General features: G+C 70.3%; 19 protein-coding genes. 9 read left to right on the top strand and 10 right to left on the bottom strand.

Annotation, left to right across the window (positions count from 1 at the left end; genetic code table 11):
* Nucleotides 1-63: 63 nt before the first annotated feature.
* Genes AAW14_RS25550 through AAW14_RS25530 form a run of 5 tightly spaced genes read right to left on the bottom strand, consistent with a single transcriptional unit; the run spans nt 64 to nt 7,409 of the window.
* Nucleotides 64-2,568, bottom strand: a complete 2,505-nt coding sequence (locus AAW14_RS25550) for an aldehyde dehydrogenase family protein (protein ID WP_265566274.1) — start codon at nt 2,566-2,568, stop codon at nt 64-66.
* The gene (locus AAW14_RS25545; RefSeq protein ID WP_265566273.1) at nt 2,565-3,731 is read right to left on the bottom strand and encodes an acyl-protein synthase; all 1,167 of its coding nucleotides are present in this window, start codon (nt 3,729-3,731) and stop codon (nt 2,565-2,567) included. The genes AAW14_RS25550 and AAW14_RS25545 overlap by 4 nt, the downstream gene beginning before the upstream one ends.
* On the bottom strand, nt 3,728-4,864 hold the full coding sequence (locus AAW14_RS25540; protein ID WP_265566272.1) for a GNAT family N-acetyltransferase: 1,137 nt from the start codon (nt 4,862-4,864) through the stop codon (nt 3,728-3,730). Before AAW14_RS25540 ends, AAW14_RS25545 begins: the two co-directional genes overlap by 4 nt.
* Complete coding sequence (locus AAW14_RS25535; protein ID WP_265566271.1) at nt 4,861-6,150, bottom strand: MFS transporter; 1,290 nt, start codon at nt 6,148-6,150, stop codon at nt 4,861-4,863. Before AAW14_RS25535 ends, AAW14_RS25540 begins: the two co-directional genes overlap by 4 nt.
* The gene (locus AAW14_RS25530) at nt 6,147-7,409 is read right to left on the bottom strand and encodes a phenylacetate--CoA ligase family protein (protein ID WP_265566270.1); all 1,263 of its coding nucleotides are present in this window, start codon (nt 7,407-7,409) and stop codon (nt 6,147-6,149) included. The genes AAW14_RS25535 and AAW14_RS25530 overlap by 4 nt, the downstream gene beginning before the upstream one ends.
* Before the next feature lie 547 nt (nt 7,410-7,956).
* Here AAW14_RS25530 and AAW14_RS25525 point away from each other — a divergent pair.
* The 3 genes from AAW14_RS25525 (at nt 7,957) to katG (ending at nt 11,002) form a co-directional block, all read left to right on the top strand.
* Complete coding sequence (locus AAW14_RS25525) at nt 7,957-8,106, top strand: hypothetical protein (protein ID WP_265566269.1); 150 nt, start codon at nt 7,957-7,959, stop codon at nt 8,104-8,106.
* A gap of 193 nt (nt 8,107-8,299) precedes the next feature.
* A complete protein-coding gene (locus AAW14_RS25520; protein ID WP_265566268.1) occupies nt 8,300-8,737 on the top strand; it encodes a Fur family transcriptional regulator in 438 nt (145 codons plus the stop codon).
* 33 nt (nt 8,738-8,770) lie between these two features.
* Nucleotides 8,771-11,002 (top strand): catalase/peroxidase HPI, encoded by a 2,232-nt coding sequence (gene katG / locus AAW14_RS25515; RefSeq protein ID WP_265566267.1) that lies wholly within the window; start codon nt 8,771-8,773, stop codon nt 11,000-11,002.
* 73 nt (nt 11,003-11,075) lie between these two features.
* On the opposite strand, the gene AAW14_RS25510 is transcribed toward katG, so the two are convergent.
* From AAW14_RS25510 to AAW14_RS25495, 4 genes are all read right to left on the bottom strand, one after another.
* Complete coding sequence (locus AAW14_RS25510; RefSeq protein ID WP_265566266.1) at nt 11,076-12,281, bottom strand: amidohydrolase family protein; 1,206 nt, start codon at nt 12,279-12,281, stop codon at nt 11,076-11,078.
* A 52-nt stretch (nt 12,282-12,333) separates the two neighbouring features.
* Nucleotides 12,334-13,737, bottom strand: a complete 1,404-nt coding sequence (locus AAW14_RS25505; RefSeq protein WP_265566265.1) for a glutamine synthetase family protein — start codon at nt 13,735-13,737, stop codon at nt 12,334-12,336.
* A 222-nt stretch (nt 13,738-13,959) separates the two neighbouring features.
* The gene (locus tag AAW14_RS25500; protein WP_265566264.1) at nt 13,960-15,330 is read right to left on the bottom strand and encodes a vWA domain-containing protein; all 1,371 of its coding nucleotides are present in this window, start codon (nt 15,328-15,330) and stop codon (nt 13,960-13,962) included.
* The gene (locus tag AAW14_RS25495; RefSeq protein WP_265566288.1) at nt 15,327-16,184 is read right to left on the bottom strand and encodes an AAA family ATPase; all 858 of its coding nucleotides are present in this window, start codon (nt 16,182-16,184) and stop codon (nt 15,327-15,329) included. The genes AAW14_RS25500 and AAW14_RS25495 overlap by 4 nt, the downstream gene beginning before the upstream one ends.
* A gap of 730 nt (nt 16,185-16,914) precedes the next feature.
* Here AAW14_RS25495 and AAW14_RS25490 point away from each other — a divergent pair.
* The 6 genes from AAW14_RS25490 (at nt 16,915) to AAW14_RS25465 (ending at nt 24,152) form a co-directional block, all read left to right on the top strand.
* On the top strand, nt 16,915-18,006 hold the full coding sequence (locus AAW14_RS25490; protein WP_265566263.1) for a sugar ABC transporter substrate-binding protein: 1,092 nt from the start codon (nt 16,915-16,917) through the stop codon (nt 18,004-18,006).
* A 42-nt stretch (nt 18,007-18,048) separates the two neighbouring features.
* Nucleotides 18,049-18,822 (top strand): ATP-binding cassette domain-containing protein, encoded by a 774-nt coding sequence (locus tag AAW14_RS25485; RefSeq protein WP_265566262.1) that lies wholly within the window; start codon nt 18,049-18,051, stop codon nt 18,820-18,822.
* A gap of 5 nt (nt 18,823-18,827) precedes the next feature.
* Nucleotides 18,828-20,099, top strand: a complete 1,272-nt coding sequence (locus tag AAW14_RS25480; protein ID WP_265566261.1) for a sugar ABC transporter permease — start codon at nt 18,828-18,830, stop codon at nt 20,097-20,099.
* 716 nt (nt 20,100-20,815) lie between these two features.
* Nucleotides 20,816-21,934, top strand: a complete 1,119-nt coding sequence (locus tag AAW14_RS25475) for an acyltransferase family protein (RefSeq protein ID WP_265566260.1) — start codon at nt 20,816-20,818, stop codon at nt 21,932-21,934.
* Between the two features lie 207 nt (nt 21,935-22,141).
* Nucleotides 22,142-22,270, top strand: coding sequence for a hypothetical protein (locus AAW14_RS25470; RefSeq protein ID WP_265566259.1), 129 nt, complete (start codon nt 22,142-22,144; stop codon nt 22,268-22,270).
* A gap of 106 nt (nt 22,271-22,376) precedes the next feature.
* Nucleotides 22,377-24,152 (top strand): ABC transporter ATP-binding protein, encoded by a 1,776-nt coding sequence (locus tag AAW14_RS25465; protein ID WP_265566258.1) that lies wholly within the window; start codon nt 22,377-22,379, stop codon nt 24,150-24,152.
* A 231-nt stretch (nt 24,153-24,383) separates the two neighbouring features.
* Here the strand turns inward: AAW14_RS25465 and AAW14_RS25460 are convergent, their stop codons facing one another.
* Nucleotides 24,384-25,829, bottom strand: coding sequence for a glyceraldehyde-3-phosphate dehydrogenase (locus tag AAW14_RS25460; protein WP_265566257.1), 1,446 nt, complete (start codon nt 25,827-25,829; stop codon nt 24,384-24,386).
* Nucleotides 25,830-26,501: the final 672 nt, after the last annotated feature.

The following is a 26,501-nucleotide window of genomic DNA, read 5'->3' as shown; positions in this document are numbered from 1 at the left end:
ACGCGAAGGGTCGGACACCGCCCCGCGAGGCGCCCCGCCTCGGCGAGAACGGTCAGACGTGGCCTAGCGCAGGTCGACCACCGTGCGCAGCTTGCCGCTGGTCGCCGTGCGGTCGAAGGCCTCCCTCGACGCGGTCTCCACGGCGAACGTCAGCAGGCCCTCCGCCTCGGCCGAGGCCAGCTCCGCCATCTCGGCGGCGAAGGCGTCGCGCGCGGCGGCGGGGTCGGACGCGTACTGCTCGTCGAGGCGGACCGTCAGCCGCTCGCGGCCGGAGCCGGAGGCGATCAGCAACTGGACCTCACCGTGGTAGCCCAGCCGCTCCTGCGCCGCCTTGAGGAAGCGCCGGTAGTTGAAGAAGTACGTACCGACGCGCACGACGTCGCCGTACCGTCCGAGCAGTTCCAGACGCGGGACGTGACTGCCGCAGGGGCAGGCGCCCTCGACCGCGCGGCCCAGGTCGCCGATCTCGTAACGCTCCAGCCGTTGCCCGGCACGTGCCCGCGAGGTGAACACCAGTCGCCCCGGCTCGCCCGGCGCAACCGGCCGGTCCTCCTGCGGGTCGAGGATCTCCAGCGTGTGCAGATCGGTCAGCACATGGTGGACCGATCCCTCGGACGCGGTGCACTGGTAGCCCAGCGGCCCCAGGTCGGTGCTGCCGTACGCGGCCGAGCGGATCACCTCGACGCCGAACTCGTCGATCAGCACCCGGCGTTGCTCCGCGGTGAAGTGCTCACCGCCGTAGAACACCGTGCGGATGCCACCGTAGTCACGCAGCCGGTCCGCCTCGGCGTGGAACAGCTGCCACAGGTAGGAGGGCATGCCGAAGACGGTGTCCGCCCTGTGGGTGACCAGCGCTTCGGCGACCACGGCGTGGTCGGGGCCGGCGGCCATCGGGATCTGAGTGGCGTTCAGCCGTTCCAGGATGGAGAAGAAGCTGATGAAGCTTCCGTACATCCCGCCGCAGTAGAACAGGTTGGCCGCCCGGTTCCGGGCCGGGTCGAACCCCGCGGCGAGCAGCCCGTCCGCGGCGGCGCGCATCTGGTTGTCGTAGTCGTCGCAGGTGAACACCGACAGCGCGGGCCTTCCGGTGGAGCCGCCGCTGCGGAAGTACAGGTGCGCGTACTCCGGGGCAAGCGACGCGAGCGCCCCCTGCACGCCCTCCTTGCCCAGCAGCGGCCCGACGGGCGACGGCGGCAGCACCGGCGGCGCCGCCAGGTCGTCCAGGCAGGCCACGGTGCGGAACGCCGTCCCGGACGCGCGCACGCTCACCCGTCGGCTGTAGCGCTGCAACGCATAGACCCCGTCGTGCGGTTCGCCCTCGTAGCCCTCCAGCATGGAGCCGACCGGGGTGACCCGGGTGACACCCGCGGCGAACACCGCACGCGACACCTCGGCCACGTCCGCCCGGCCCCCGCCGATCGCCGCGGTCTGGAGGTAGCGCCGCATCGGCCGCAGCACCGCGGTGACCGCCTGCCGGGGCAGCGGCTTCACCCAGACGCTGCGATGCAGAGGGGAGGCGCTGAGCGCCGGACGGGTGTCCGCCAGCACGCGCCAGGAGCCGTCGTCGGCGGCGATCACCCGGGTCAGGCCGAGGTGCTGCTCGAGCCGGGCGAGCTGTTCCGTGGTCGTGATCTCGGCCTGCTCGGCGATGCCCGGCAGCGGTGCCCGCCGCGCGCCGGAGATCTTCGCCAGCCGCTCGGCGAAGCGTCCGGCGAAGTCGAAGACCTCCTCGGCGTTCTCGGTGTCGAGGTAGACCACCTGCGGGCTGGAGCACGCCTGCTGCTCGAAGCGGCAGACGTCCTCGGCGAGCCCGTCGAGCGTGGCGTGGTCGGCCGCCGCGTCCCGGGTCAGGTAGGCGAAGGAGATCCGGTGCCCCCACTCGACGACCCGGCAGCCGGGCGGCGCCAGGTCGCTGACCGCCCGCACGGCGTCCTCGCCGCCCCACGCGGCGATCGCGTCGGCCTGGCCGCACAGCGCCTGAAGCCACTCCCGGCGCGACGACGGGAAGCGCAGGGCCACGACACGTTCGGCGATCAGCCCGCTCGGGTCGGCGGCACCGAGCGCGGCGAGCAGGTCCAGGGCCAGCGCGGTGTCGGTGCTGCTGGTCTTCAGCACGTTGAGGTTCCCGGCCAGCAGTCCCTCGACGACGCTCAGCGGCGCCACGGCGGCGGCGTTGCCGGGTGCGATGTGCACCAGCAGCCCGACCGGGGCCCAGGCCTCGTAGACCGTCTCACGGGCGTCCGGCCGTGTCAGCCGCTCCGGGCGCGGGCCGCCCAGCTCCCGGCGGAGCTTGCGTTCCAGCGCCTGGCGGGTGAGCGCCGCCGTCAGCTCGGCGAGAGTGGCGTCGGCCTCCTCCGCGGGCAGGTGCGCCGCCAGCCCGGCCCGCAGGGGTGAGGCGGGATCGGCCAGGTCGGCGCCGACCGCTGCGCAGGCGCCGATGACCACGTCGGTGGGGAGTGGACGCGTCAGGACCCGCCCCGTCAGCTCCGGCAGCAGGGCGAGCCGCCGGCCGGCCTCGGCATCGTCGATGAACTCGCCCTGCCAGAGGTGGACTGCGGAAGATGTCACGACATTCCCTTCAGGAGTTCGGCGGCGGCTACCGCGCAACTGCGGTTGCGGCTCACCCCGGCGCGGCCGTGCACGGTGAACCAGTCGGTGGACAGCGGGCAGCCGCACTCCTCGCCCGGGTGCAGCGACGCCAGATCGCCCATCACGACGCTGTGTGCCGGCACGGAGGTGATGTACGGGCTGACCAGATGGAGGAAGCCGCGCTCCCCGTACGGCAGCGGGCGCAGCGTCGCCGTGTCGCGCACGGCGGCGCGCGACCACACGGGCACGTGCAGCCGGTGCCGTTCGCATTCGACATACGGCACGCAGTGCTCGACCGAGCCGAAGGTGTCGCGGATCCGTTCGCCCGGGACGCCGAGGCGCTCGGAGACCCCGGCGTAGAACTCCTCCTTGCCGATCTGCCGGTCGGCGTGGCCCTTCCAGCCGCCGCCGAGCACGACCAGCGACCCCTCGGGCAGCCGCAGCGGCGGCAGTCCCATGGCGCTCATCCGCTCCAGGGTGAAGTGCAGGAAGGCTGGGAATCCGAGGACGCGCACCGGTACGTCGTCCTCGGCGTACCGCTGGAGCGCAGCGACGCAGCCGAACACGTCGAACTCGTGGCCCGAGCCGGTGTGCCGCAGGGCGTGCGTGGTGTGCCGGGCCGGGGCGAAGTCGCACAGGTAGTTGTCGGTGAACGAGGTACCCAGCTTCAGCGACGGCGCGGGCTCGTAGCTGTAGAGCAGGTAGTTGACCGGCTGGTCGGGGGTGATCCAGCCGTAGTGGTCGAAGATCCGGGCCACCATGCGCTGCGCGGAGCGGATGGTCCACTCGTCGAAGAACATCTGCGATTTCTGGCCGGTCGTGCCAGAGGAGGTCAGGTGCAGGAAGACCTCGTCGCGGGGGATCGACAGCACCTCGTGGCGCTTGAAGAACGCGGCGGGCACCAGCGGGGTGCGCACCCGCTCGCCGACCGTGGGCGCGGGGGATTCCGGCGGGTCCTGGAGCAGGGAGGCCAGGAACGGGGAGCGTTGCGCGTGCCAGGCGTTGGCCTCGGCCATGGCGGCGGCGAACAGTTCGTCGACCTCGGCGCCGGTCGCGTACGGCGACGCCAGGTCGCACAGCCGCTGCACCCGGCCGAGTGCCGCAGGGTCGGGAACCTCGACGGGAGCGAGATGGGGGTTCATCGGGACACCTCTTGAACGGGCAGGTAGGTGGAGGTCCAGGCACTCAGATAGGCGCTCAGGTACGGCTGGAGCAGTGTGCTGACGGCCGTCGTCCGGAAGTCGATCTGACGGCCGGTCCGGGACAGCACCACGTAGTCGTGGAAGCGGTCGCCGATGCGGCGCATCGCCGGGTAGACCGCGCTCGGCACGAACCCCGAGGCCAGGAAGGTCTCCAGGGCCTCGGTGTCGGCGAGCGGCAGCAGCGTCTCGGCGTAGTCCGCGCCGGCTCGTTGGACCGCGGTCATCAGAGCCTCCATCGCGCCGGTCACGGCCGCCGGACGCGGATGCACGGCGACCAGGGCGCAACTGCCCGCGACCGGGTCGAGGTCGGCGTACGCCTCGAAGCTGCCGTCGGCCGCGACCAGCACCGCGTTCGGCGTGTGCAGCGGGAAGTAGCGGTCACCCGCCACGGGGAAGCGCTCCAGGAAGCGGCGGCGGACGAAGGCCGGGGCCGCGATCAGCTCGATGGGATCGACGCCCGTGACGGAGCGCACCGCGGGGCGGCCGGCGACGCGTCCGGTGGCGGCGTAGTCGATGCCGATACCCGAGGACGCAGCGGTCAGCAGCGCCGCGAGACGCTCCGGTACGCGTTCCACCGGGGCGCGACGCTCCAGCACGCCGTTCCCGTAGCGGGCGAACAGTGCGAGGCTCTCGCATCCCTCGACCTCGACGGCGTTGGGCATCAGGCCGAGCGGCCGGAAGCCGTTGCGCACGACGACGTGCTGCGGGCCCTCGGTGACGACGCGGACCGTCGCGTACACCGAGTCGAGGCGGCCGATGCCGAATGCCTCCTCGCACACCGCGGCCGTGAGCCGGGAGGCAAGTCCGCCGCCACGATGACCGGGGTGCACGGCGAGGCCGACGAGTTTGCCGATGCGGCTGCCCGGGTCGGTCTCCACGACGGCGGAGCCGACCAGGTCGCCGCGGCCCGTGCGAGCGGTGAGCCAGTGCGCGGTGCCCTCGGTGATCAGCCGGCGCATGACGGCCGGGTCGCTGCCGAGCGGCAGCGGGTAGCCGTGTCCGTACACGTCGAAGTACAACTGCCGCAGCTCCGCGATGTCCTGGACTGCGGCGGGCGAGAGGACGACGGTCATGACGGGTCTCCCGTCATCGCGACGGGGCGCGCTTGTGCGGCGGACGGCTCCGGCCCGGCGCCGTCCCCGCGGCCGCCCAGCCACCACAGCGCCAGCGCGACCGGGACGAGACCGGCGCCCTGGACCAGGCACAGCGTGCGTGCCGTCAGTTGGTCGCCGAGCGCGCCGAAGACGAGCGAGGAGACGGGAAAGGTGGCGCCGAGCAGTGCCTGCATCACCGCGAAGAACCCCGGCTTGTCGTCGGCGGGCACCAGCCGCTGGAACAACGCGACGAACCGCACGCCGATCACCCCGACGCACCAGCCGACGACGGCCAGCGAGCCGACCGCCACTGCGTGCCCCGTGAGCAGGCCAGGCAGGCCCAGGGCGACAGCCATCACGGCCAGGCACGCGCTGCCCACCGTGACCGGGCGGCCCGGGAGGCGCCCGCCGGTGAACGATCCGACGAGTGTGCCCGCGCCCAGTGCGGCCTCCAGCGAGGCGACCGTCGAGCCGGTGGAGTGCAGCACGCCCCGGGTGTACAGAGGCATGACCACATACACGGCGGTGGTGAAGACGTTGGCGGCGGCGAAGCAGACCAGGACGCGGCGGATGAACGGCAGACCGGCCAGCACCTGACGCAGCGTCCGCCGCGCGGGCGCCTCCGGGGCAGCCGGGCCCTGCGGCGCAGTGGCGTACGGGAAACGAGCCGAGGAGACCAGCAGGGCCGCCAGCAGGTACGCGCCCGCGCACCCGGCGACGACGCCTGCGAGTCCGCCCAGGTCGACCACGAGCGGGCCCAGCAGCCCCCCGGCGAGCCCGGCGAGCGACTGGGTCGACAGCTCGAATCCGGTGGCCGCCTCGATGTCGGCGTCCTCGACCAGCTCGGGCACCGAGGTCGTCAGGCACGGGTCGAAGACCGCCTGGCAGGTCGCCAGCGCCAGCCCGGCCGCGTAGGCGGCGGCCATGGGCAGCGTCGCGGCGTACGCCCAGATGGCCGTGGCCGCGGCGAAGACGCCCGCCACGGCCGCCGCCACGGCCAGCACCGTGCGGTGGGCGTGACGCTCGATGACGCGGGCCACCAGCGGGGCGAGCGCGACCGCGGGCAGGGTGCTCACCATGAGGAACAGTCCCGAGTCGAGTCCGCGGTGCGCGCCGCCGGCAAAGCCGACGAGCCACCAGACCGCCCCGACCTGGAACATCCTGCTCGCCGCCTGGGTGAGGAGCTGACCGGCCCAGACCGCTCCGAAGGACGGGTTGCGCAGCACGACGGGCAGACGTCGCGCGCGCGGAACCGGTGCGCTCATGAGTGCGGCCGTTCGTCGACCACGCGGATCAGCTTGCCGGAGCGGGCGTTGACGACCAGATCCCGGTGCCGCACCCATTCGACGGTGAGCGGGTTGATGTGCCCTGCGGCGATCGCGCTCCCGTAGTGCGGCCGCTGCGCCAGCACAGCCTTGGCGATGGACTCGCCCAACGGGGCGTGCCGGTCGGCCGGTTCGGCCGTCGCCAGCCGCAGCGCCAGAGTGTCCCGGCCGTCCAGACGGCGCACGACGAGTTGCAGCCCGGTCACCTCACCGGCCACGTCGGTCGCCGTCACGATGTCGTGCACGTCCTGCGTGTACAGCGAGACGGGTCCGACCCGCACTCCCTCCTCGGCCCGGCCGAGGATACGGAAGACGCCCGCGTCCCGGTCCACCCATTCGGCGCGGTCGCCGGCCGGGTAGCGCAGCACAGGCATCAGCCGCCTGCGCAGGTCGGTGACGACGAGACGTCCCGGCGTGCCTTCCTCGTCGACCGGCCGGTCGGTCTCGTCGTCGACGATCTCGACCACCGTGTGCGGGACGAACGCGCGGTGCACCCTCGGGTCGCTGCCGGGGACCGCCTCGCCGAGCAGTCCGGCGTCCACGCTCGCGTAGCCCAGGGAACGCACCTCCGCCTGGGGGAACGCCGCCTTCAGCAGCGGGAGTTGGTCGCCGAACAGGCACTCGCCGCCGAAGAACAGCAACTCCACGTCCGGCAGGGTGCGACCGGCCGAGGTGAGGCGCTCGGCGAGGGAGCACAGTGTGGTCGGCGTTCCGGCGACGACCTGCACCCGGAAATCCTCCAGGGTGGCCGCGGTGGAATCCCAGGGTGCCGCGCCGCCGATGGGCAGCCGCACATTGGCCACCGGGGAACGGTGCAGCGAATCGAGAATGAAGCTGAAACTGGCGTAAAGGTCACCCGCGTAGAACAGGTCGGCCACCCGGTGACCCGGCCGCAGCCCCGCCGTGACGAGTCCGGCGCCGAACGCCGTGGTGAACTCCCGCCATTCCGTGCGGGTGTAGTACGAGAACTTCGGGGACCCTGTGGTGCCGCCGCTGCGGAAGACCACTGCTTCGTCCAGTGGCGCGGTCAGGAGTCTGTTGTCACGCGGTGAGTTGGCCTGCCAGAAATCCGACTGGGGCACCACCGGAAGATCCGTGAGATGCGCCACGTGATCGGGAAGGTCGGCGTAAAGCTCCTGGTAGAAAGGCGAGTTGTGGCGCACGAAGCGTATCAGCTCCGCGAATTGTTGAACGGGCATCAATTCCTGCTCGAAGCATGCTCGGTGAACCGTCGGCAAACAGAGGGGAACCGACGGCGGTGCGACGGAGTCGGTTCGCTCCGACAGGCGGAGGAACGCGTCACGAACGGTGTGATTCGGTGGTGCGCCCACGGAATGCGGGGCGCCCGTACCCAAAGGATATCTCATCATTCGGAACGCTCTTGCGCCAACTGGCCGCGTATGTAAGGGGCTTCCTCTTCCGGCGGACGGGCTTTTGCGGCGTGCGGTTCCGTCCGCGATGGAGACGGTCGTCACAAGTGACCTTTGTTCGATAAGCAATTGTTGAGCGTTCTTCAAGGGTCCTTTATGGAAAAGGCTGACCCGGACCGAAGGCGGGCGGCCGCGGGCCGCGCCGTGAAGCGGTGGTCGGCGGGTTCCGGAGGAAGGCGGTCGGCCCGGGGGTGGAGGCGACCGTGCGGGACGTCCTCTGACAGGCGTCCCTTTCCGGACGTGCCGAGGGGGGAGGGTGTGGCAGGTATGTCGGCGCCCGGATCGGTCTGGTGCTCTTCGGCGCCCCGAGGGGCCGGTGCGGGATGCCGTACTGCTGACCGCCCCGGCCGGGGCGGTCTCGGCGCTCGTGACGCCGCTGCTCATCGTCTCGCGCCGCCGGACCCGCCCGGCGGCGGCCCGAGACGCGACGGTCGCCGTCACCGTGTTCGTGACCATGGCCCCGTAACTGCACGCGCCCGGACCTGCGGCTCGCCGTGAAGAGCTCACGTACGAGGCCGGGCTCAGCTCCGGTCCCTCCCCCACGAACTCGCTTACATCGGCGCCCCGGGTGAGGGCGCAGGCGCTGCGTGACGCGGCGCGTCAGACTTGGGTGATTCCTTTCCTTGAACCATTCGTGTTTATGGCGCTAGGTTGGCGCCGTGACCGTATCCCGGACTCCGACCACTGCCGAGGAACTGCGCGGCGCCGGCCTACGGGTGACGGCCGCCCGCGTTGCGCTGCTCGAGACCGTCCGGCACGGTGACCACCTCGGCGTCGAGGCGATCGCCTCCGGAGTGCGCGATCGCGTGGGCCACATCTCCCTCCAGGCCGTGTACGAGGCCCTTCACGCGCTCACCGCGGCGGGACTGATACGCCGCATCGAACCGGCAGGCAGCCCGGCCCGCTTCGAGGGACGTGTCGGAGACAACCACCACCACGTCGTGTGCCGGTCATGCGGTGCCGTCGCCGACGTGGACTGCGCGGTCCATGAGACGCCCTGCCTGACCGCGTCCGACGATCACGGCTTCTCGATCGACGAGGCCGAGGTCATCTACTGGGGCCTGTGCCCCGACTGTTCCATCGCCCGCAGTTGCTGAGCACCATGATCCGCCCAGTTCGGAAGGATTTTCATGTCTGAGAACCATGAGGCAATCGTCGTAGACGCGAAGACGGGGGACGAGGGTGGCTGCCCGGTCGCGCACGGGCGCGCGTCGCACCCGACCCAGGGTGGCGGAAACCGTCAGTGGTGGCCGGATCGGCTCAACCTGAAGATCCTGGCCAAGAACCCGGCCGTGGCCAACCCCCTCGGCAAGGAGTTCGACTACGCCGAGGCGTTCAAGAGCCTCGATCTGCCGGCGGTGAAGCGGGACATCGCGGAGGTGCTGACGACCTCGCAGGACTGGTGGCCTGCCGACTTCGGCCACTACGGCCCGTTCATGATCCGGATGGCGTGGCACAGCGCGGGCACCTACCGCATCAGCGACGGCCGCGGCGGCGCCGGGGCCGGCCAGCAGCGCTTCGCCCCTCTCAACAGCTGGCCGGACAACGGGAACCTCGACAAGGCCCGCCGCCTGCTGTGGCCGGTCAAGAAGAAGTACGGCCAGCAGATCTCGTGGGCCGACCTCATGGTCCTCGCCGGCAACGTCGCCCTGGAGTCGATGGGCTTCAAGACCTTCGGCTTCGCCGGCGGCCGTGAGGACGTCTGGGAGCCCGAGGAGGACGTCTACTGGGGTCCCGAGTCCACCTGGCTCGGCGACGAGCGCTACACCGGCGACCGCGAGCTCGAGAACCCCCTCGGCGCCGTCCAGATGGGTCTCATCTACGTCAACCCGGAGGGCCCGAACGGCAACCCGGACCCGCTCGCCGCGGCCCGCGACGTCCGGGAGACGTTCCGCCGGATGGCAATGAACGACGAGGAGACCGTGGCCCTCATCGCGGGCGGCCACACCTTCGGCAAGACCCATGGCGCGGGCCCGGCGGACAACGTCGGCCCCGACCCCGAGGCCGCCCCGCTCGAGGAGCAGGGCTTCGGCTGGAGGAACTCCTTCGGGACCGGCAAGGGCGGCGACACGATCACCAGCGGTCTCGAGGGTACGTGGACGAACACCCCGACCGCGTGGGACAACAGCTTCTTCGAGATCCTGTTCGGCTACGAGTGGGAGCTGTTCAAGAGCCCTGCCGGCGCGCACCAGTGGAGGCCGAAGGACGGCGCCGGCGCGGGTACGGTGCCCGACGCCCACGACCCGTCGAAGAGCCACGCTCCGACGATGCTGACGACCGACCTCTCCCTCCGGTTCGACCCGGCCTACGAGCAGATCTCGCGACGCTTCCTCGAGAACCCGGACGAGTTCGCGGACGCCTTCGCCCGCGCGTGGTTCAAGCTGACCCACCGCGACATGGGCCCGGTCGTGCGCTACCTCGGCCCGGAGGTCCCGGCCGAGACGCTGTTGTGGCAGGACCCCCTGCCCGAGGTGACGCACGAGCTCATCGACGCCGAGGACATCGCCTCCCTCAAGGCCCAGGTCCTCGCCTCGGGCCTGTCGGTGTCCCAGCTCGTGTCCACCGCGTGGGCGTCGGCCTCGTCCTTCCGCGGCAGCGACAAGCGCGGCGGCGCCAACGGTGCGCGCATCCGCCTCGAGCCGCAGAGCGGGTGGGAGGTCAACGACCCCGACCAGCTGGCGACGGTGCTGCGCACGCTGGAGGGGATCAAGGAGGCCTTCAACTCTGCCGGGGCCGGCGGCAAGCAGGTCTCGCTCGCCGACCTGATCGTGCTCGCCGGTGGTGCGGGCGTCGAGCAGGCCGCCAAGGTCGCCGGCTTCGACGTCGAGGTGCCCTTCACACCGGGCCGTGTGGACGCGTCGCAGGAACAGACCGACGTGGAGTCGTTCGCCGCGCTCGAGCCGACCGCCGACGGGTTCCGCAACTACGTCGGGAAGGGCAACCGGCTGCCGGCCGAGTATCTGCTGCTCGACCGGGCGAACCTGCTGACCCTGAGCGCCCCCGAGCTCACGGTCCTGGTTGGTGGACTGCGCGTCCTGGGCGCGAACCACCAGCAGCAGCCGCTCGGTGTGTTCACCACGACCCCCGGGTCCCTGACCAACGACTTCTTCGTCAACCTGCTCGACCTGGGCACGACGTGGAAGGCGGCTTCCGAGGACGCCAACACCTTCGAGGGGCGCGACGCCGCCACGGGCGAGGTCAGGTGGACCGGCAGCCGCGTCGACCTGGTCTTCGGGTCGAACTCCGAGCTGCGCGCGCTCGCGGAGGTCTACGCGAGCGACGACGCGAAGGAGAAGTTCGTGAGCGACTTCGTCGCGGCCTGGACCAAGGTGATGAACCTGGACCGGTTCGACCTCGTCTGACCACGACGTCCGGGTGGGCCCTCGAGGGCCCACCCGGACGTCATCGGTGAGCGTGCCCGCGCGGTGAGTCCTCTCACCGGGGCAGCCCGTACACGCGGCAGGCGTTTTCGCGGCCCGTCCACGCCGCGATCCGCCGCGCGTCGGGCAGGCTCAGTTCGTCGGTGTCCACCCGGTCCTGGAGCAGCCCCGCCAGACCCCGCCGGAACGCCAGTGCGCCGAGGTGGTGGAATTCGGCGATCCCGTAGGCGTCGGAGCTGTAGAGGAGCTTGCGGAACGGCGTGATCTCGAGCGCCTCCTCGAGGATCGTCCGGGCGCGGACGGGACCGACGTGGTGCAGGGTGAGCCCGACGTCGAGGTACACCTGCTCGAAGACCGTGGCCAGGTAGGCGGCCTGCCGCTGATAGGGCCAGCAGTGCAGCAGCAGGACCGGGACGCTGCGGGACGTGAGGTGCAGCCAGTCGGTCAGGTAGGTGGGATCCACCCGGTGCATCCGGATGTCGCTGTCGCCGAAGCCGGTGTGCAGTTGCAGAGGCAGCCCGATGTCCACCGCCGTCCAGAGCAGGTGCCGTACGAGGACGGGGTCGTTTAGGCGGGGGCGGGGGTGAGGGCCGTCCCCGGCTGCATGCGCGCTGCGGCCGGTACTTCCCGGGGCCAGCCAGCGCCGGACCGCCTCGGTGACGTCCGCGTCCGAAGGCCGGGCGGGATCCAGGTCGAATCCGGTGCGATAGGCGGCGACGGACTTCATCGCCACCGCGCCCCGCTCGTCGACGGCTTCCCGCGTCGCGGCGACGAACGCGGCGGCGTACTCGTCCGGCTCCACCCCCTCGGCCGCCACCGCCTCGGCGACGGCCTCCAGACGTACGACTTCGTACGCGGCTGCCCCCGGACGACCCGCGGCGCCGGCGAGCTCCGCGGGTGTCGTGAGGCGTTCCGGGGTGTAGCCGGTGTCGACGCAGAACACGTCCGTTCCCGCGGCGGCGATGAACCTGCGGTTCACCTCCGGCCAGCCCAACTCCGCCCGTCGCGCCAGGTATTCCGTGGCGGGAGCGTGCCGCGAGAGGTCCAGCAGGGGTGCGCAGTGGCGGCGGATCGACACTCCGACGGGGCTGTCGAAGGGCGTGATGCCGCTCGCGGGCCATACGTCTCCTTCGGTCATGAATGACTCGAACGCCTCGGGACCCGGATCGGCGGTGAGGACGCCATGACAGTGGTGATCCACGAGGCTTAGAGCGGCGACGGCCTCGTGGACCGGCCCGCTGGCGGGTGGTGGGCTGCTCACGGCCGGGCCGCCTCCAAGATGGTCGATGGAAATCCGCTGTCCTCGCCCGGGTTCAGTATTTCCACCGGTACGCCGCTGCCACGAGCTCGTCGTCGAGCCCGGCCACGGCGGCGATCTCCCCGAGACGTACGGCGATCACCGCGTCCGCCAGTACCGGCCCCAATGCGGCGCGCAGCCGTTCGTCCTCGCGGAACTTCCCGACGGACTCCTCGAGCGAGGCCGGCAGGCGGCGCACGCCCCGCACCGCCGCCTCCTCGTCGGTGAACCGCGCGGGATCTCCGGCGACCTCCTCGGGCAGCGACGCGGACGACTCCAGTCCGTCGAGCCCGGCGGTGATGAGGCAACCGAGTGCGAGGTACGGATTGGCGGCCAGGTCGACCGGCTTCACCTCCAGGTTCGCCGCCTGGTCGGTCAGCCCCGCCGTGCCGGTGATGATGCGCACCGCGGCTTCGCGGGTCTCGCGACCCCATACGGCGAACACGCCGGCCCACTGTGAGGGTTTGAGCCGCAGGTGGCTCGCCGGGCTCGGCGCGGTCACTGCCGTGAGCGCGGGCAAGTGGGCGAGCAGACCGGCGGCGAACGACTCGGCTTCGGCAGTCATGCCGTACCGGCGCTCGCCACCTGCGTGCAGATTGACGCCGTCGCGCCAGGCGGAGAGGTGGACATGGCCGCCGTTGCCGACCCCCTCCGCGGAAACCGCCGGTGCGAACGAGACCTTGAGTCCATGACGCCGGGACACGGCCCGGATGGTCTGCCGCACCAGGACGCTCCGGTCCGCGGCGGCCACCGGGTCGAGCGCGCGCACCGAGATCTCGTACTGCCCGGCCGCGTACTCGGGGTGGATCTGGTCGACGTCCACGCCCTGGGCCTCGAACGCCGCCAGGAGTTCGACGGTGTAGTCGCTCAGTTCGACCTGGCGGGTGGCGCTGTAGGCCGGACCCGAGATCGCGGGGACGAACTCGTCCCCCGGCGCGGATCCCTGGCCGATGGCCCATTCGACCTCGATGGCCGCCTTGAACGTGATGCCGTGGTGCCGGGCGGCGTCCCTGACGACACGGCGCAGGAAGGTACGGCTGCACGCCGGATGACCCTCGCCCTCCTGGGTGATCCGGTCGACCGGGGCCCATGCCCAGCCCGGCTGTCCGGACAGGACCACCAAGTGGTCGAGGTCGGGATACAGGCGAAGATCACCGTCCGGCGAGCCCAGCACATCGGTGGAGACGATGGAGTCGTTCGCCAGGAAGGTGTCGAACACCGGGGACATCCCCACGCCCCACGCGGTCGCCGCCGCCAGCCTGGCCGTCGGGATGGTCTTCACCCGGCCGATGCCCGCGGTGTCGACGTACGCCAGGACGATGCCGTGCACGCCCCGCGCCGACAGTTCCGCGCCCAGCGCGGTGGCCCGCTCGACGTCACCCGGGCGCCCGCCCGGGACGGGATCGGCAAGGGTGGTCATGCGTCCTCCTCGGCGAGTCGCGGCCCAGTGCCTGCGCAGCGGACGGGGAACTCGACGGCCGTGCAGGCGGTGTACCCGGCCAGGATCGCGCACAACGCCGGGCCGAAGGCAGTGGGCCACGCCGTGGGCCGAGACGGACTGCGGATTCGTCCTTCGGCCCGGGCCCGGGCGATTCCGTCGATTGCACCAACTCCGTACGCATCCGTGCGGCCGCTGATGTGGTCAGACCGGGAGCAGGCGGGTGATCAGTGCGCCGAGCTGCCGGGTGTTGCGGCACTCATGCATCTCGACGAGTTCGGCGTAGGCGGGCGCGGCGGAATCACCGGTGCCCCACTGGGAGCGCGGCTCGGGGTTCAACCAGTAGAGACGGCGCACCCGTTGGGAGATCTCCCGCACGGCCGGCAGATTGGGGTCACTCATGTTCGTTCGGGCGTCACCGAGGACGAACACGGTCGTCCGGGCCCCCACCGCGTCGGGGTACCGTTCGGTGAACTCGCCGAAGGCGGTGCCGTAATCACTGCTGCCGTGCCAGCCCGTCAGTGTCGCCTCGGAGTGGACCCGGGCACCCAGCCCCGCCGGATCGGCCGCACCGGGGACCAGAAGCCCGGTGACCTCGTCGATCCGGTTGACGAAGGCGAACACCCGCACCTTGCTGAACTGGTCGCGCAGCGCCTGTACCAGCAGCATCGTGAAGTCGGAGAAACCCGATACGGAGCCCGACACATCACACAGCAGCACCAGTTCGGGCCGCACGGGACGGCGCCGGCGCAGCACGGGGTGCATCGGGATCCCGCCCGTCGACAGCGACCCGCGCAGGGTCCGCCGCAGGTCGACGGTGCCACGGGCGGCGCGGCGGCGGCGTGCGGCGAGCCGGGTTGCCAGCTTGCGCGCGAGCGGCTGAACCACCCTGCGCAGCTCGGCGAGTTGAGTTTGCCCCGCGTACAGGAAGTCGACCCGGTCGGCCGAGGTGGCCACCGCCCTGCGCGCGATCTCGTCTTGGCTGCGCCGCTCGGCGACCCGGCGCCGCGCCTCCGTCGCGACCTGCACACGGAAGACCTCGATGCGTCGGCGGACCTCGTCCTCGAGCAGCCGGTCGGTGAACTCCGGTCCTTCGGCCTGCGCCCTGATGGTGTCGCGGACGCGCGCCATCAGCGTCTGCGGACGGAGCCTGTCGAGCGTCTGGTACGACGACCAGCCCTGCGACCCCGGCGAGGATCCGTACGCGCCGAAGCCGGCCACCGCCTGTACCGCCAACTGCGCCGTCATCGCTTGGTCGTTGGCCGCGAGAGCTTCCGCGAGGCGATCTCGCAGCGCCTCTCGGTCCGGGGGCGTTTCGGTGCCCGGTGCCCCGACACGCAGCGGGAAGTACACATCGAAGACCGGATCGAACACGCGCCGCTGCCCCGCGTTGTGCAGCAGTGTGGCGGCGAGCCCTTCGCGCAGCCGCTCCCGGTCCGCCAGACCCAGCGCCTCCAGTGCCCGCGCGGCGTCCACGGTCTCGCCGGTGCCGATCCGTACGCCGTGCGAGCGCAGCGCGCCGACGAGACCCGTCAGCCGCGCGGTGACACCCGCCTCGGGCGCGGGGGCGGTCACACGGCGTCCAGGTCGAGCTTGGCCGCCGCCTTGAGAATGTCGTCCTGATGCTTGAGCAGCACGCCGAGGCTGTCTCGTACGACGGTCTCGTCGAGGGTGTCCGCTCCGAGCGCGACCAGCGTGCGCGCCCAGTCGATGGTCTCGGCGACCGACGGCACCTTCCGCAGGTCCATTTCACGCAGCGCCCCGACCACCCGCACCACGGAATCCGTCAGCGCCCCGTCGAGGCCCGGTACCTTCAGGCGGACGATACGGCGTTCCAACTCCGCCTCGGGGAAGCCGATGTGCAGGAAGAGACAGCGGCGGCGCAGCGCCTCGGACAACTCGCGGCTCGCGTTCGACGTGAGGACCACGAAGGGCCGGCTGGCCGCGGTGATCGTCCCCAGCTCCGGGACGGTGACCTGGAAGTCGCTGAGCACTTCGAGCAGCAGACCTTCCACCTCCACGTCGGCCTTGTCGGTTTCGTCGATCAGCAGCACCTTGGGATCGTCGCCGCGGATGGCGGTCAGCAGTGGACGTGCCAGCAGGAATTCCTCGCTGAAGATGTCCGTGCGCGTCTCGTCCCACGTCTCGTCACGGCCCGCGCTGATGCGCAGCAGTTGCTTGGCATGGTTCCACTCGTACAACGCCCGTGACTCGTCGACGCCTTCATAGCACTGCAGCCGGACCAGCCGTGCCCCGGCAACCTGCGCGACGGCCTTGGCGAGTTCCGTCTTGCCGACTCCGGCCGGGCCCTCCACCAGGAGCGGCTTGCCGAGCCGGTCGGCCAGGAAGACCGTCGTGGCTACCGCGGGCGAGGCCAGATATCCCGTCCCGGCGAGGCGTGCGGAGACATCTTCGACGGATGCGAACAGCAACGGGGCCTCCAGCTCCGAGCAGTGGACGTCGGCAATTGACTATCTAAGCGCTTGTTCAGGGCTCGTGTCACCTGTGACAGCGCCCACGGGCATGCGGCCGCGGACCGGGAGAGGCGGTTGCCACGCCCGGTGACCGGACCGGACCGCTGCGTATCGGGAGCGGCGGTTGGCACAGCGCGGATGCCCGCCGCCGATGTCTGGGGGTCGCCGTCCCGGCAGACCTTCCGCCGCCCGGGACCGGGAGCCGTGCGCGCGGGGCGGTCCGGCGCCGCGTGCCGCCGCACCGGTGGCGGCACCAGTTGCGCTCGCAGGCCGCCCCGGCCGATGCCAGACTGACGACGTGGCCGTCTTGTCATTTCCAGGCGGTACGTTTCAGGCGCACCGCGCCCGGTGCCCGCATCGTGGCTGGCCGCCTTCCGCCGGGCCTCTGCCTCCCCGTACGCGTGGCATGGCGAGGGGGCCGGACACCGTCCTGCGCCACGGCACAGGTCCCGGTGCTCGCCAGGGCGGGCGCTTCGTCCGTGCGCCCCCGCCGACGAGCACAGGCCGCAACCCCGGGCGACGACGTCGAGGACTTCGCCGACCGACAGCGCAGCCGTGACTCGGCCGGCTACGCCCGTTCGCCGCGCGGCGTGCTGTGCGGACGGCGGACGTGGTGCCTCCTGCCGCCCCGGCTCCGGTGCAAGGCCCTGGAAGGCCTCGGAAGGCCCCATGGGAGGTCTCGCGCATGAAGACCTGCGTACGGACCGCGGCCGTCGCCGTGGCCGCTCTGTCGGTGGCCGTTGCTCCTCTGGCCTGCGGACAGACCGGCGGGAACAGCGTCGAGCGCGAGAGTGCCCCGAAGATCGGCCTGCTGATGCCCGATGTCATCACGGCGCGCTGGGAGACGGACGACAGGCCCCTGCTGGAGAAGAAGATCAAGGAGTTGTGCTCCGACTGCGCGGTGGAGCACGCCAACGCCAGGGGCGATGTGGCCACCCAGCAGCAACAGGTGGACTCCATGATCACCAGAGGAGTCGATGCGTTGGTGCTCGTGGCCGAGGACGCCAAGGCACTCGAAGCCGCGGTGAGGAAGGCGCACGACGCGGGCATCCCGGTGATTTCCTACGACCGCCTCGCCCAGGGCCCCATTTCCGGTTATGTCTCCTTCGACGGCGTGGAGGTCGGAAGGCTCCAGGGCAGGGCGCTCCTCAAGGCCATGAGCCAGAGGCGGGACGGCAACCAGGTCGTCATGATGAACGGCGACCCCAGCGATCCCAACGCGATCCTGTTCAAGAAGGGCGCCCTGTCCGTACTCCAGGGCAGAGTGAAGATCGCTGCGATGTACGACACGTCCATGTGGCGGCAGGAGATTGCCAACCTGAACATGGCAGGAGCGATCGCCGGTCTCGGCGCGGACAAGATCAACGGAGTTTACGCCGCAAACGACAGCCTCGCCGCCGGCAGTATCTCCGCTCTCAAGGCGAACAAGGTCAGCCCGCTGCCCCCCATCACCGGTCAGGATGCGGATCTCGGGGCCGTACAGCGCATTCTCGCCGGCGAACAGTACATGACGGTGTGGAAGTCCTTCCGCCCCGAGGCCGCCGCAGCCGCCACCATGGCCGTGGCCGCGGCCCGCGGACAGAGCCTGGACCGCATCGCCACCGCCAAGGTGAGCACTGTCGGCGCGAACGCGGTGCCGGCCGTCCTGCTCACTCCCGTGGCCGTGACCGCCGACAACATCAAGGACACCTTGGTGAAGGGCGGGGTGTACACGATCGAGCAGATCTGCACGCTCCGGCTCAGTGCGGCCTGTGAGAGGGCCGGGCTCACCGGCTAGGCCGGGTCACCACGGCCAGGCCGACGGAAGGAGAGGGTTTCCGTGGCGACTCCACCCCTGCTGGCGTTGCGCGGTATCTGCAAGCGCTTCGGTGTCGTCCAGGTCCTTGCCGACATCGAGCTGGAGGTTCGCGCCGGCGAGGTGGTCGCGCTCATGGGCGACAACGGGGCCGGCAAGTCCACCCTGGTCAAGGCCATCGCGGGCGTTGCCCCCGCGGACACGGGCGTCATCGAGTGGGAGGGCCGGGCGGTCCCGATCCGGCGCCCCCACGATGCCCGGGATCTCGGCATCGCCACCGTCTACCAGGACCTCGCGCTGTGCGGGAACCTCGACGTCGTCGGCAACCTTTTCCTCGGGCGGGAGACCCGCAGGCTCGGATTCCTCGACGAGGTGGAGATGGAGCGCCGCACCCGGGATCTGCTGGAGCGCCTGTCGACTGGCCTCCCCGATCTGCGCGCCCCGGTCGTCTCCCTGTCCAGCGGCCAGCGGCAGATGGTCGCCATCGCCCGCTCGCTCCTTTGGGACCCACGGATCCTTCTGCTGGACGAACCGACCGCATCCCTGGGCTTCGAGCAGACCAGCGAGGTTCTGGACCTTGTCGATCATCTGCGTGACCGCGGTGTGGGCGTTCTGCTCATCAGCCACAACCTGGCCGACGTCAAAGCCCTCGCGGACCGGGCCGCGGTACTGCGGCTCGGGCGCAACAACGGCTTCTTCAACGTGAACACCGCGTCTCAGGAACAGATCGTCGCCGCGATCACCGGTGCCACGGAAAACGTGCCCCGCCGGATGGCCCACCGGGAGGTGGACTGGTGAAAGGGATGCGCAACGAGAGGGACAACCCGCAGGCCGAGGCCGCCGCGCACACCGCCGATCCCCGTCCGTCGCGGCCCGGACGAGCCATCGCCGATGTCGTGCAGCGCTGGACTGCGGCCGGCCGGCGCAGGTTCATCGCGAGTGAACTCGGTTCGCTTCCGGTCGTCCTCGTCCTGGTCGCGGTATGGATCGTCTTCCAGCTGCTGAACCCGAACTTCCTCTCACCCCGGAACCTGTCCAATCTCAGTGTCGACATCGTGGGCACGGGACTGATCGCGGTCGGCATCGTCTTCGTGCTGCTGATCGGCGAACTCGACCTGTCGGTCGGCTCGATCAGCGGTCTGGCGGCGGCCGCCTTCGCCGTGCTCAACGTGAACAACGGGGTGCCGGAATGGCTCGCGATCATCCTTGCGCTGCTCGTGGGTACCGCGGCGGGGACCGTACAAGGCTTCTCCGTGGCGAAGACCCGTGTGCCGGCATTCGTGGTCACGCTGGCGGGGTTGCTCACCTGGAACGGCCTCATGCTCTACATGCTCCGCACGAGCGGCACCATCAACCTCGACGAGAACGGCCTCGTGGCCAAGCTGACCAGCTACTACTTCAGCAATGAGGGCGTCGCCTACGGGGTGGCGGCGTTCGCCGCGGGCCTGGTCTTCCTGATGTCCTACCGGGACAGGCGACGCCGCCAGGCCATGGGCCTGCCGCACCGCTCGCTCCGGAGCATCGGGGCGCGCACAGGACTGCTCGCAGTGGTGGCGTTCGCCGCCGCATATGTGCTGAACAGGTTCCAGGGCCTGCCGCTGGCTCTCTTGATCTTCCTCGCCCTGGTGGGCGGCCTGGACGTCGTCCTTCGCCGCACACCCTACGGACGACAGGTCTACGCCCTCGGCGGCGGTATCGAGGCGGCCCGCCGCGCCAGCCTCAGCGTGGTGCGGGTGCAGACCGCGGTGCTGGCGGTCTCGGGCACGATGGCCGCGGTCGGCGGCCTGTTCCTCGCTTCCAGGATCACCTCGGTGAGCCAGTCCTCCGGCTCGGGCGTCCTGCTGCTGAACGCCATCGCGGCGGCGGTCATCGGTGGCACCAGCCTGTTCGGGGGACGGGGTACGACCTGGTCCGCGGTGCTCGGCGCGCTGATCATCCAGTCGATCGCCTCGGGCATGGCGATCACGGACACCCCTATCGCTCTCCAGTTCGTGATCACCGGCGGGGTGCTGTTCGCCGCCGCGGTCATCGACGCGCTGTCGCGCCGCTCCCAGGAGGCGCACGGCCGAGCCTGAGACGTCTGGTCACCGGATGCACCCCGTCGATCCGGAGCGGTGATTCAGGGCACGGCTTGTGAAACTTCTGTGACCCCGTGGGGATACCGTCGTGGACTTGTGTAATCCAGGACTGTTGCCTGCACGGCTGCGCCGCCCTGTGCGGTGGTGTTCGCTGGGGCCTGCTACGGTCCATGCTGTAGACGTTGGTAACGGATCGATAACGAGACGGGCCGGCGGGCTCGTTTCGGCGAGCCGGGGGGCGTGTGACCACAAGGGGCTGCACTGCGATACCTACTGCGCGAAGGGTGTTAATCCATGCACGAGTTGAATCCGAGTCGCCGTCATGCCGACTGAGGCCCAGCCGACGGAGCACGGCAGCACACCGGTGAGACGGACGCCGATCTCGCCCTGCGTGGATGAGCACTTCGTCCCCGACGACGGTCCCCGCCGGGTACGGCTCACTTCCGCCGCTCAGTGCACCGCCATGGTCGACCGGGCCGGTCAACTGCCTTCCTGAGGTGCTTCCGCCACGGCCCGACTGCCCGCCGCCGCGACCGCCCGCCCCAGGGCCGCGTCGCCCGGCGTGATGTGTGCCGTGCCGGCGTCGACCGGAAATCCCAAACCGCAAGGAACAGTTCTCACTTCACCATGCGCCAATTGTTCACAATAGTCTCCCATTCGCCGGTCGTCCCTGCCGGGTTGATGACCTCCTGCCGTTCCGGGCAGGTGGCCATATGACTCTGCTGGCGGAGAAGAACAGCCCCGTCGTCGTAGGCCCAGCCCTCGGTGGGCAGTTGCCGTCACTGACCGGGATGCGGTGGATGGCCGCATTTCTGGTCTTCGTCTACCACGTGCGGAACTTCGGCTACTTCGGCGGCGAAGGCGGAAGACTGGTCGACTGGGCGTTCGGGGCGGGCTCCGCCGGAGTGTCCTTCTTCTTCATCCTCTCCGGCTTCGTACTGGCCTGGACCGCCCGCGAAGGAGACAGTGCACGCGTCTTCTGGCTCCGCCGCCTGGCCCGGGTCTACCCCGTCCACCTGGTCACGGCCCTGCTCGCCCTGACGCTCTCCCTGACCCTGGTCCCGGCCCTGTCGCCCAGCGGGACCTCGGAGACGCTGGCCAACCTGCTGCTCGTCAGTTCCTGGAAGCGTGACTGGTGGCAGGCCCTCAATCCGGTCAGCTGGTCCCTCACCTGCGAGGCGTTCTTCTACGCCACCTTCCCCGCGCTGTACGCGGCCCTGCGCAGGATCGGCCCTCGCTCCCTCACCGCGGTGGCGGTCGTCAGCGGCGCACTGGTGATCGTGCTGCCCTGGGCCAACATTCACTATGCGCCGGACTGGATCCTGGCCAGCTTCCCCGCCGCCCGCCTGCCCGAGTTCGTCCTCGGCGCCGCACTCGGCCGCCTGGTACGCCTCGGGGCATGGCGCGGGCCGGGGCTCGACGTCTCGCTCGCCCTCACCGTCGTGGGCTACTTCCTGACCCGCCAGCTCCCCGGCGCGTACGGCCCCGCCGCCTGCACCATCGTCGGCCTGGGCCTGCTCATCCCTGCCGCGGCGGTCGCCGACCTGAGGGGACTGCCGTCCTTCTGGCGTCGGCGCCGGCTCGTTGTCCTGGGGGAGTGGTCGTTCGCCTTCTACATGATCCACATACTGGTGATGCGTGTCGCGGAGCGGCTCTTCGTCTCCCGTCCCCATCTACCCGCGCTCCAGGCCCTCCCCTCGGCCGCGGCCGTCTTCCTCGTGTCCCTCGGTCTGGCGTGGGCGCTGTACACGGCGGTCGAACAGCCCGCGCGCCGAGTGCTCCTCGGCAGCCGCAGACGGACGGCAGCCCGCCCCGCCCGGGCGGAAGGCTGAGGGGTGCACTCCCAAGGGGAATTAAAGGGTTCCCTTCCTTGTGCAGGGATTCGGTAAGGGGTTCGGTAAGAGAAAAGGTGCAAGGTTAAATGTGAATCCCCTTTGAACGGGCCATGCTCCATTCCCGTATTCATGGGCGCCGCGTGAGAAGGAATCCGCGGACATCGGAAACCCCGGTTGACGGGCCGTGAGAAAGGGGTATCAGTCATGGCGTTCGACAAGATCATGCTGGTGAAGAAGGCCAAGAAGAAGGCAGTCGGCTGCGCAGGCAAGGCGGCGCAGGGCCGCCGCCACAAGAAGCACCACCGCAAGCACAAGAAGGCCGCCGGCAAGTAGCCCTTCAGTAGCTCGTCCGGCCGTGCCGGGATCCGTCCGCCTCCAGGAGGCGGACGGATCCCGGCACACCGTCGCGTGGGAAATCTTCAGGGAGTGTCGGCCAGGCATGAATACTGCTGCACAGATCGCCATGCCCGCCCCCGCCGTAGAAGCGCGGACACGGCATGCCCGTATCTCGCCATGGGCGGCGTTTCGGAAGTTCTGGCCGCTGGTGCGCGTCAACCGCACCGCGGTGGTGGTGTCGGCGGTGCTGCTGGTGGTCGCCGCGGGGTGTGACACGGCCGCGATCGGCCTGGCGGGCCAACTCACCGACGATGTGCTCGCCCCGGGCGACCTCCGCGCCTTCTGGGGGCCCGCCATGCTGTGGCTGGGTCTCGCCGCGGCGGGTGCGGTGGCCTCCTCCGCGGGCAGTTACCTTTCGGGCTGGATGAGCGAGCACTTCCTGCTCGGCCTGCGCGACCGAGTCTTCCAGCATCTTCAGCAGCTCCCGCCGGACGTGTTGGACCGCTACGGGACCGGCGATCTGGTCTCCCGTCTGACCGGTGACATCGAGGCCGTCGAGTCGCTGGTGGCCTCCGCCCCGGTCGAGTTGATCACCTCGGTCGTCGGAGCGCTGGTCTTCGCCGTGGCCGCGTTCTGGACCAGCTGGCAGCTGGCCCTGATCACCCTGGCCGCCGCGCCCCTGATCTGGTTCGGCGCACGGGTGTTCGGCACCCTGATGCGGACCGCCAGCCGTGCGGAGCGCGACAGCAACGGGCGACTGGCCTCCCTGCTCGAGGAGAGCCTGGCCAACATGCCCCTGGTGCAGGCTTACAGCCGACAGCAGGCCGAGCGCAGCAAGATCCACCGTGAGGGGCGTACCTGGATGCGCACCGGCCTGCGCCAGATCAGACTCTCGGCGCTGTACGGGCCTCTGGGCGAACTGATCGAAACCGTCAGCGTGCTGGCCGTCATCGGCGCCGGAGCCTGGCAGATCTCGGAGCACCACCTCACCGTCGGCGGCCTGCTCTCCTTCGCCGCCTACCTCGGCTACCTCCACCCCCGACTGCAGGAACTGGGCGAACTCCTCGTCCACGCCTCCTCCGCCACCGCCGCCTGCGAACGACTCCTCGAAGTCCTGCGCAGCCGGCCCGCCGCCGACCCCGACCACCGACCGGACGTCCGGCCCCCGGCCGAGCCGGTCCGCGGCGCCGTCACCTTCCAGGCCGTCGGCTTCTCCTACCCCGGCGCCGACCGCCGTGTGCTGCACCGCCTCGACCTCGACATCGCGCCCGGACTCCTGGTGGCGGTCACCGGACCCAGCGGATCGGGCAAGTCCACGCTCGGCAAGCTCCTGCTGCGCTTCCACGAGCCGACTCAGGGCCGTATCCTCCTCGACGGCCATGACATCGGCGATCTCGCGGTGGACGAACTGCGCCGGCACATCACCCTGTTGCCCCAGGACAGCATGCTGTTCGACGGCACCATCCGCGACAACATCACCTACGGCCGCCCCGACGCCCCCGAAGGGGACATGCTCGCCGCTGCCGCCGCAGCCGACGCCCATGAGTTCATCAGCGCCCTGCCAGATGGTTACGACACCCCTGTCGGCAAACGCGGCGGCCATCTCTCCGGCGGCCAGCGCCGCAGGATCGCCCTGGCCCGCGCGATGCTGCGCACCGCGCCCGTGCTCATCCTGGACGAGCCCACCACGGGCCTCGACGACGCCTCCACCGCCCGCATCCTGCCACCCCTGCGACGCCTCGCGGCAGGGCGTACCACCTTCCTCATCACCCACGATCAGCGCCTGGCCGCCCATGCCGACGTGGTCCTCCGTCTGACGGACGGCACCGCCACCCTCACCCCTGTCGGCTCGCCGCCGGAAGCCGCCGAGGCGGCCTGAGCCGCCATGTGTGGGGGGTCATCGTCCCGTCGTGTCCCCACCAGCGTCCGGCGGTCGATGAGACGGTGGAGCAAGCCCTGTGCGTGTCTTCCGGGCTGGTGAACGGGCGGGCCGGGACGCGTGCGTGAGGAGCCGTCAACCGCCGGACGAGAGAACACGCCGGTGTGCCGGCCATGGCGCGGCACCGCCGCTCCGCCCGCCGGCACACCGGATCGAACCGTCCGCAGGGGGTCAGACCGCCGGCGCCGGGTACGTCGGGTACTCCACGCCCGAGACATGCTGGACCACCCGGACGACCTGGCACGAGTAGCCGAACTCGTTGTCGTACCACAGGTAGAGGATCGCGTTGTCGCCCTCGACCTTGGTGGCACCCGCGTCGACGATCGAGGCGTGACGCGAGCCGATGAAGTCGCTCGAGACCGCGTCAGGGGCACTGATGAAGTCGATCTGGCGCTTGAGCGGCGAGGTCAGCGACACATTGCGGAGGTAGTCGAGCACCTCTTCGCGGGTGGTCTCGCGTGCGAGCTGCAGGTTCAGGATCGCGATCGAGACGTCCGGCACCGGGACGCGGATCGAGCTGCCGGTGATCCTCGCCTTGAGGTCGGGCAGCGCCTTGGCGACGGCGGAGGCGGCACCGGTCTCGGTGATGACCATGTTGAGCGGCGCCGAGCGGCCGCGGCGGTCGGAGTTGTGGTAGTTGTCCAGCAGGTTCTGGTCGTTGGTGAATGAGTGGACGGTCTCCACATGGCCGCGCAGGACGCCGTACTCGTCCGCCATCGCCTTCAGCGGCGGGACGATCGCGTTGGTGGTGCAGGACGCGCAGGACAGGATCTGCTCGTCCGGCTTGATCATGTCGTGGTTGACGCCGTGGACGATGTTGGGGACGTCGCCCTTGCCCGGTGCGGTCAGAACGACCTTGTCGATGCCGGGGCGGAGGTGCTTCGACAGGCCTTCGCGGTCGCGCCACTTGCCCGTGTTGTCGATGAGGATGGCGTCCCTGATGCCGTACGCCGTGTAGTCCACCGACGTCGGGTCGTCGGAGTAGATTACCTGGATCTCGTGACCGTTGGCGATGATCTTGCTGTTCGTCTCGTCGACGGTGATCGTGCCCTGGAACTGGCCGTGGATGGAGTCACGGCGCAGCAGTGAGGCGCGCTTGACCAGGTCCTGGCCGGCGCCCTGGCGCACGACGATGGCACGCAGCCGCAGACCGTTCCCGGAGCCGGCCTTCTCGATGAGCAGGCGGGCCAGGAGGCGGCCGATGCGGCCGAACCCGTAGAGGACGACGTCGCGCGGCTCCCGGCGCTCGATCTTGTCGGCGCCCGTGGCACCGGCGACGGCCTCGGCGGTGAACTCCGCCACGGACAGACCGCGGTCGTCGGTCTTGTACGTCGCGGCGAGCATGCCGATGTCGATCTGGGACGGCCCGAGATCGAGTGTGGTGAGCGCCTGCAGGAACGGCAGCGTGTCGGTGACCGAGAGTTCTTCCCCGGCGATCTGCCGGGCGAATCGGTGGGTCTTGAGGATGCTGACCACCGACTTGTTCACCAAGGAGCGGCTGTGCAGCAGGACCGTGACGTCCCGCTCCCGGTGCAGCTTCCCGATGATCGGGATCATCGACTCCGCGATCTCCTCGCGGTTCTTCCAGTTGGTGAACGAGTCGTCGTTGACAGTCACAGGTTTATCTTTCGAGCTAGGCGGTGCTCATATGCTAACCCCCCCGCTGCTTCGATCATTCAAACGGTGCCGCCCTGGGGGTTGGTGGGAAAAACTTTGCGGCGATCTGTCCAGTTTCGTCCGCCATCTGACCTTGTGCAGACCCGCGCGTCCTTCCACGACCGGCATCGCCGTGGCGCTCCATCGCTGTCGCCGCCGAGCCTCGTCGGCATGACTGCTCGAGGCGAGGCATGCGATACCGCCCGAGTCGGCGCCAGGGCGGCCGTTTTGGCCCTACGGCACGAAAGGGAATCACAGCTCAAGAGCTGCTGCCCCGTGCCGTTGCGTGCAACTGGTCACCGTATCCACCACTGTTACCGCGAGCTTCTCGCGGGGCTGCCGGGACATGAAAAGGCAATCGGTCCGGCATTCCCGTGAGGCGACGGCAAGGTCGGCGTGCCTGTCCTCCAAGCCCCGATTCCGTGAAACCAGGAGGAGTGGAATTGTTCCCGTGTCGAAGACACCTGGCGGTCGTCGCTGTTCTGTGCGCGGCCGTACTCGGTACCGCCGCCCCGGCCGCATGGGCCGCGCCACCGTCGCCGCACCCGCCTTCCGCCGCGCATTCACCCTCGCCACTTCCGGCCGTGGTCGCCCACCCGTCCGCGGACGCAGGACGGGAGGCTCGACAGGCCG

The organism is Streptomyces hygroscopicus (assembly GCF_026168105.1).
Taxonomy (GTDB): Bacteria; Actinomycetota; Actinomycetes; order Streptomycetales; family Streptomycetaceae; genus Streptomyces; species Streptomyces hygroscopicus_D.
The sequence above is the reverse complement of the archived record's forward strand: the minus strand, read 5'-3'. Positions and strand labels throughout refer to the sequence as shown.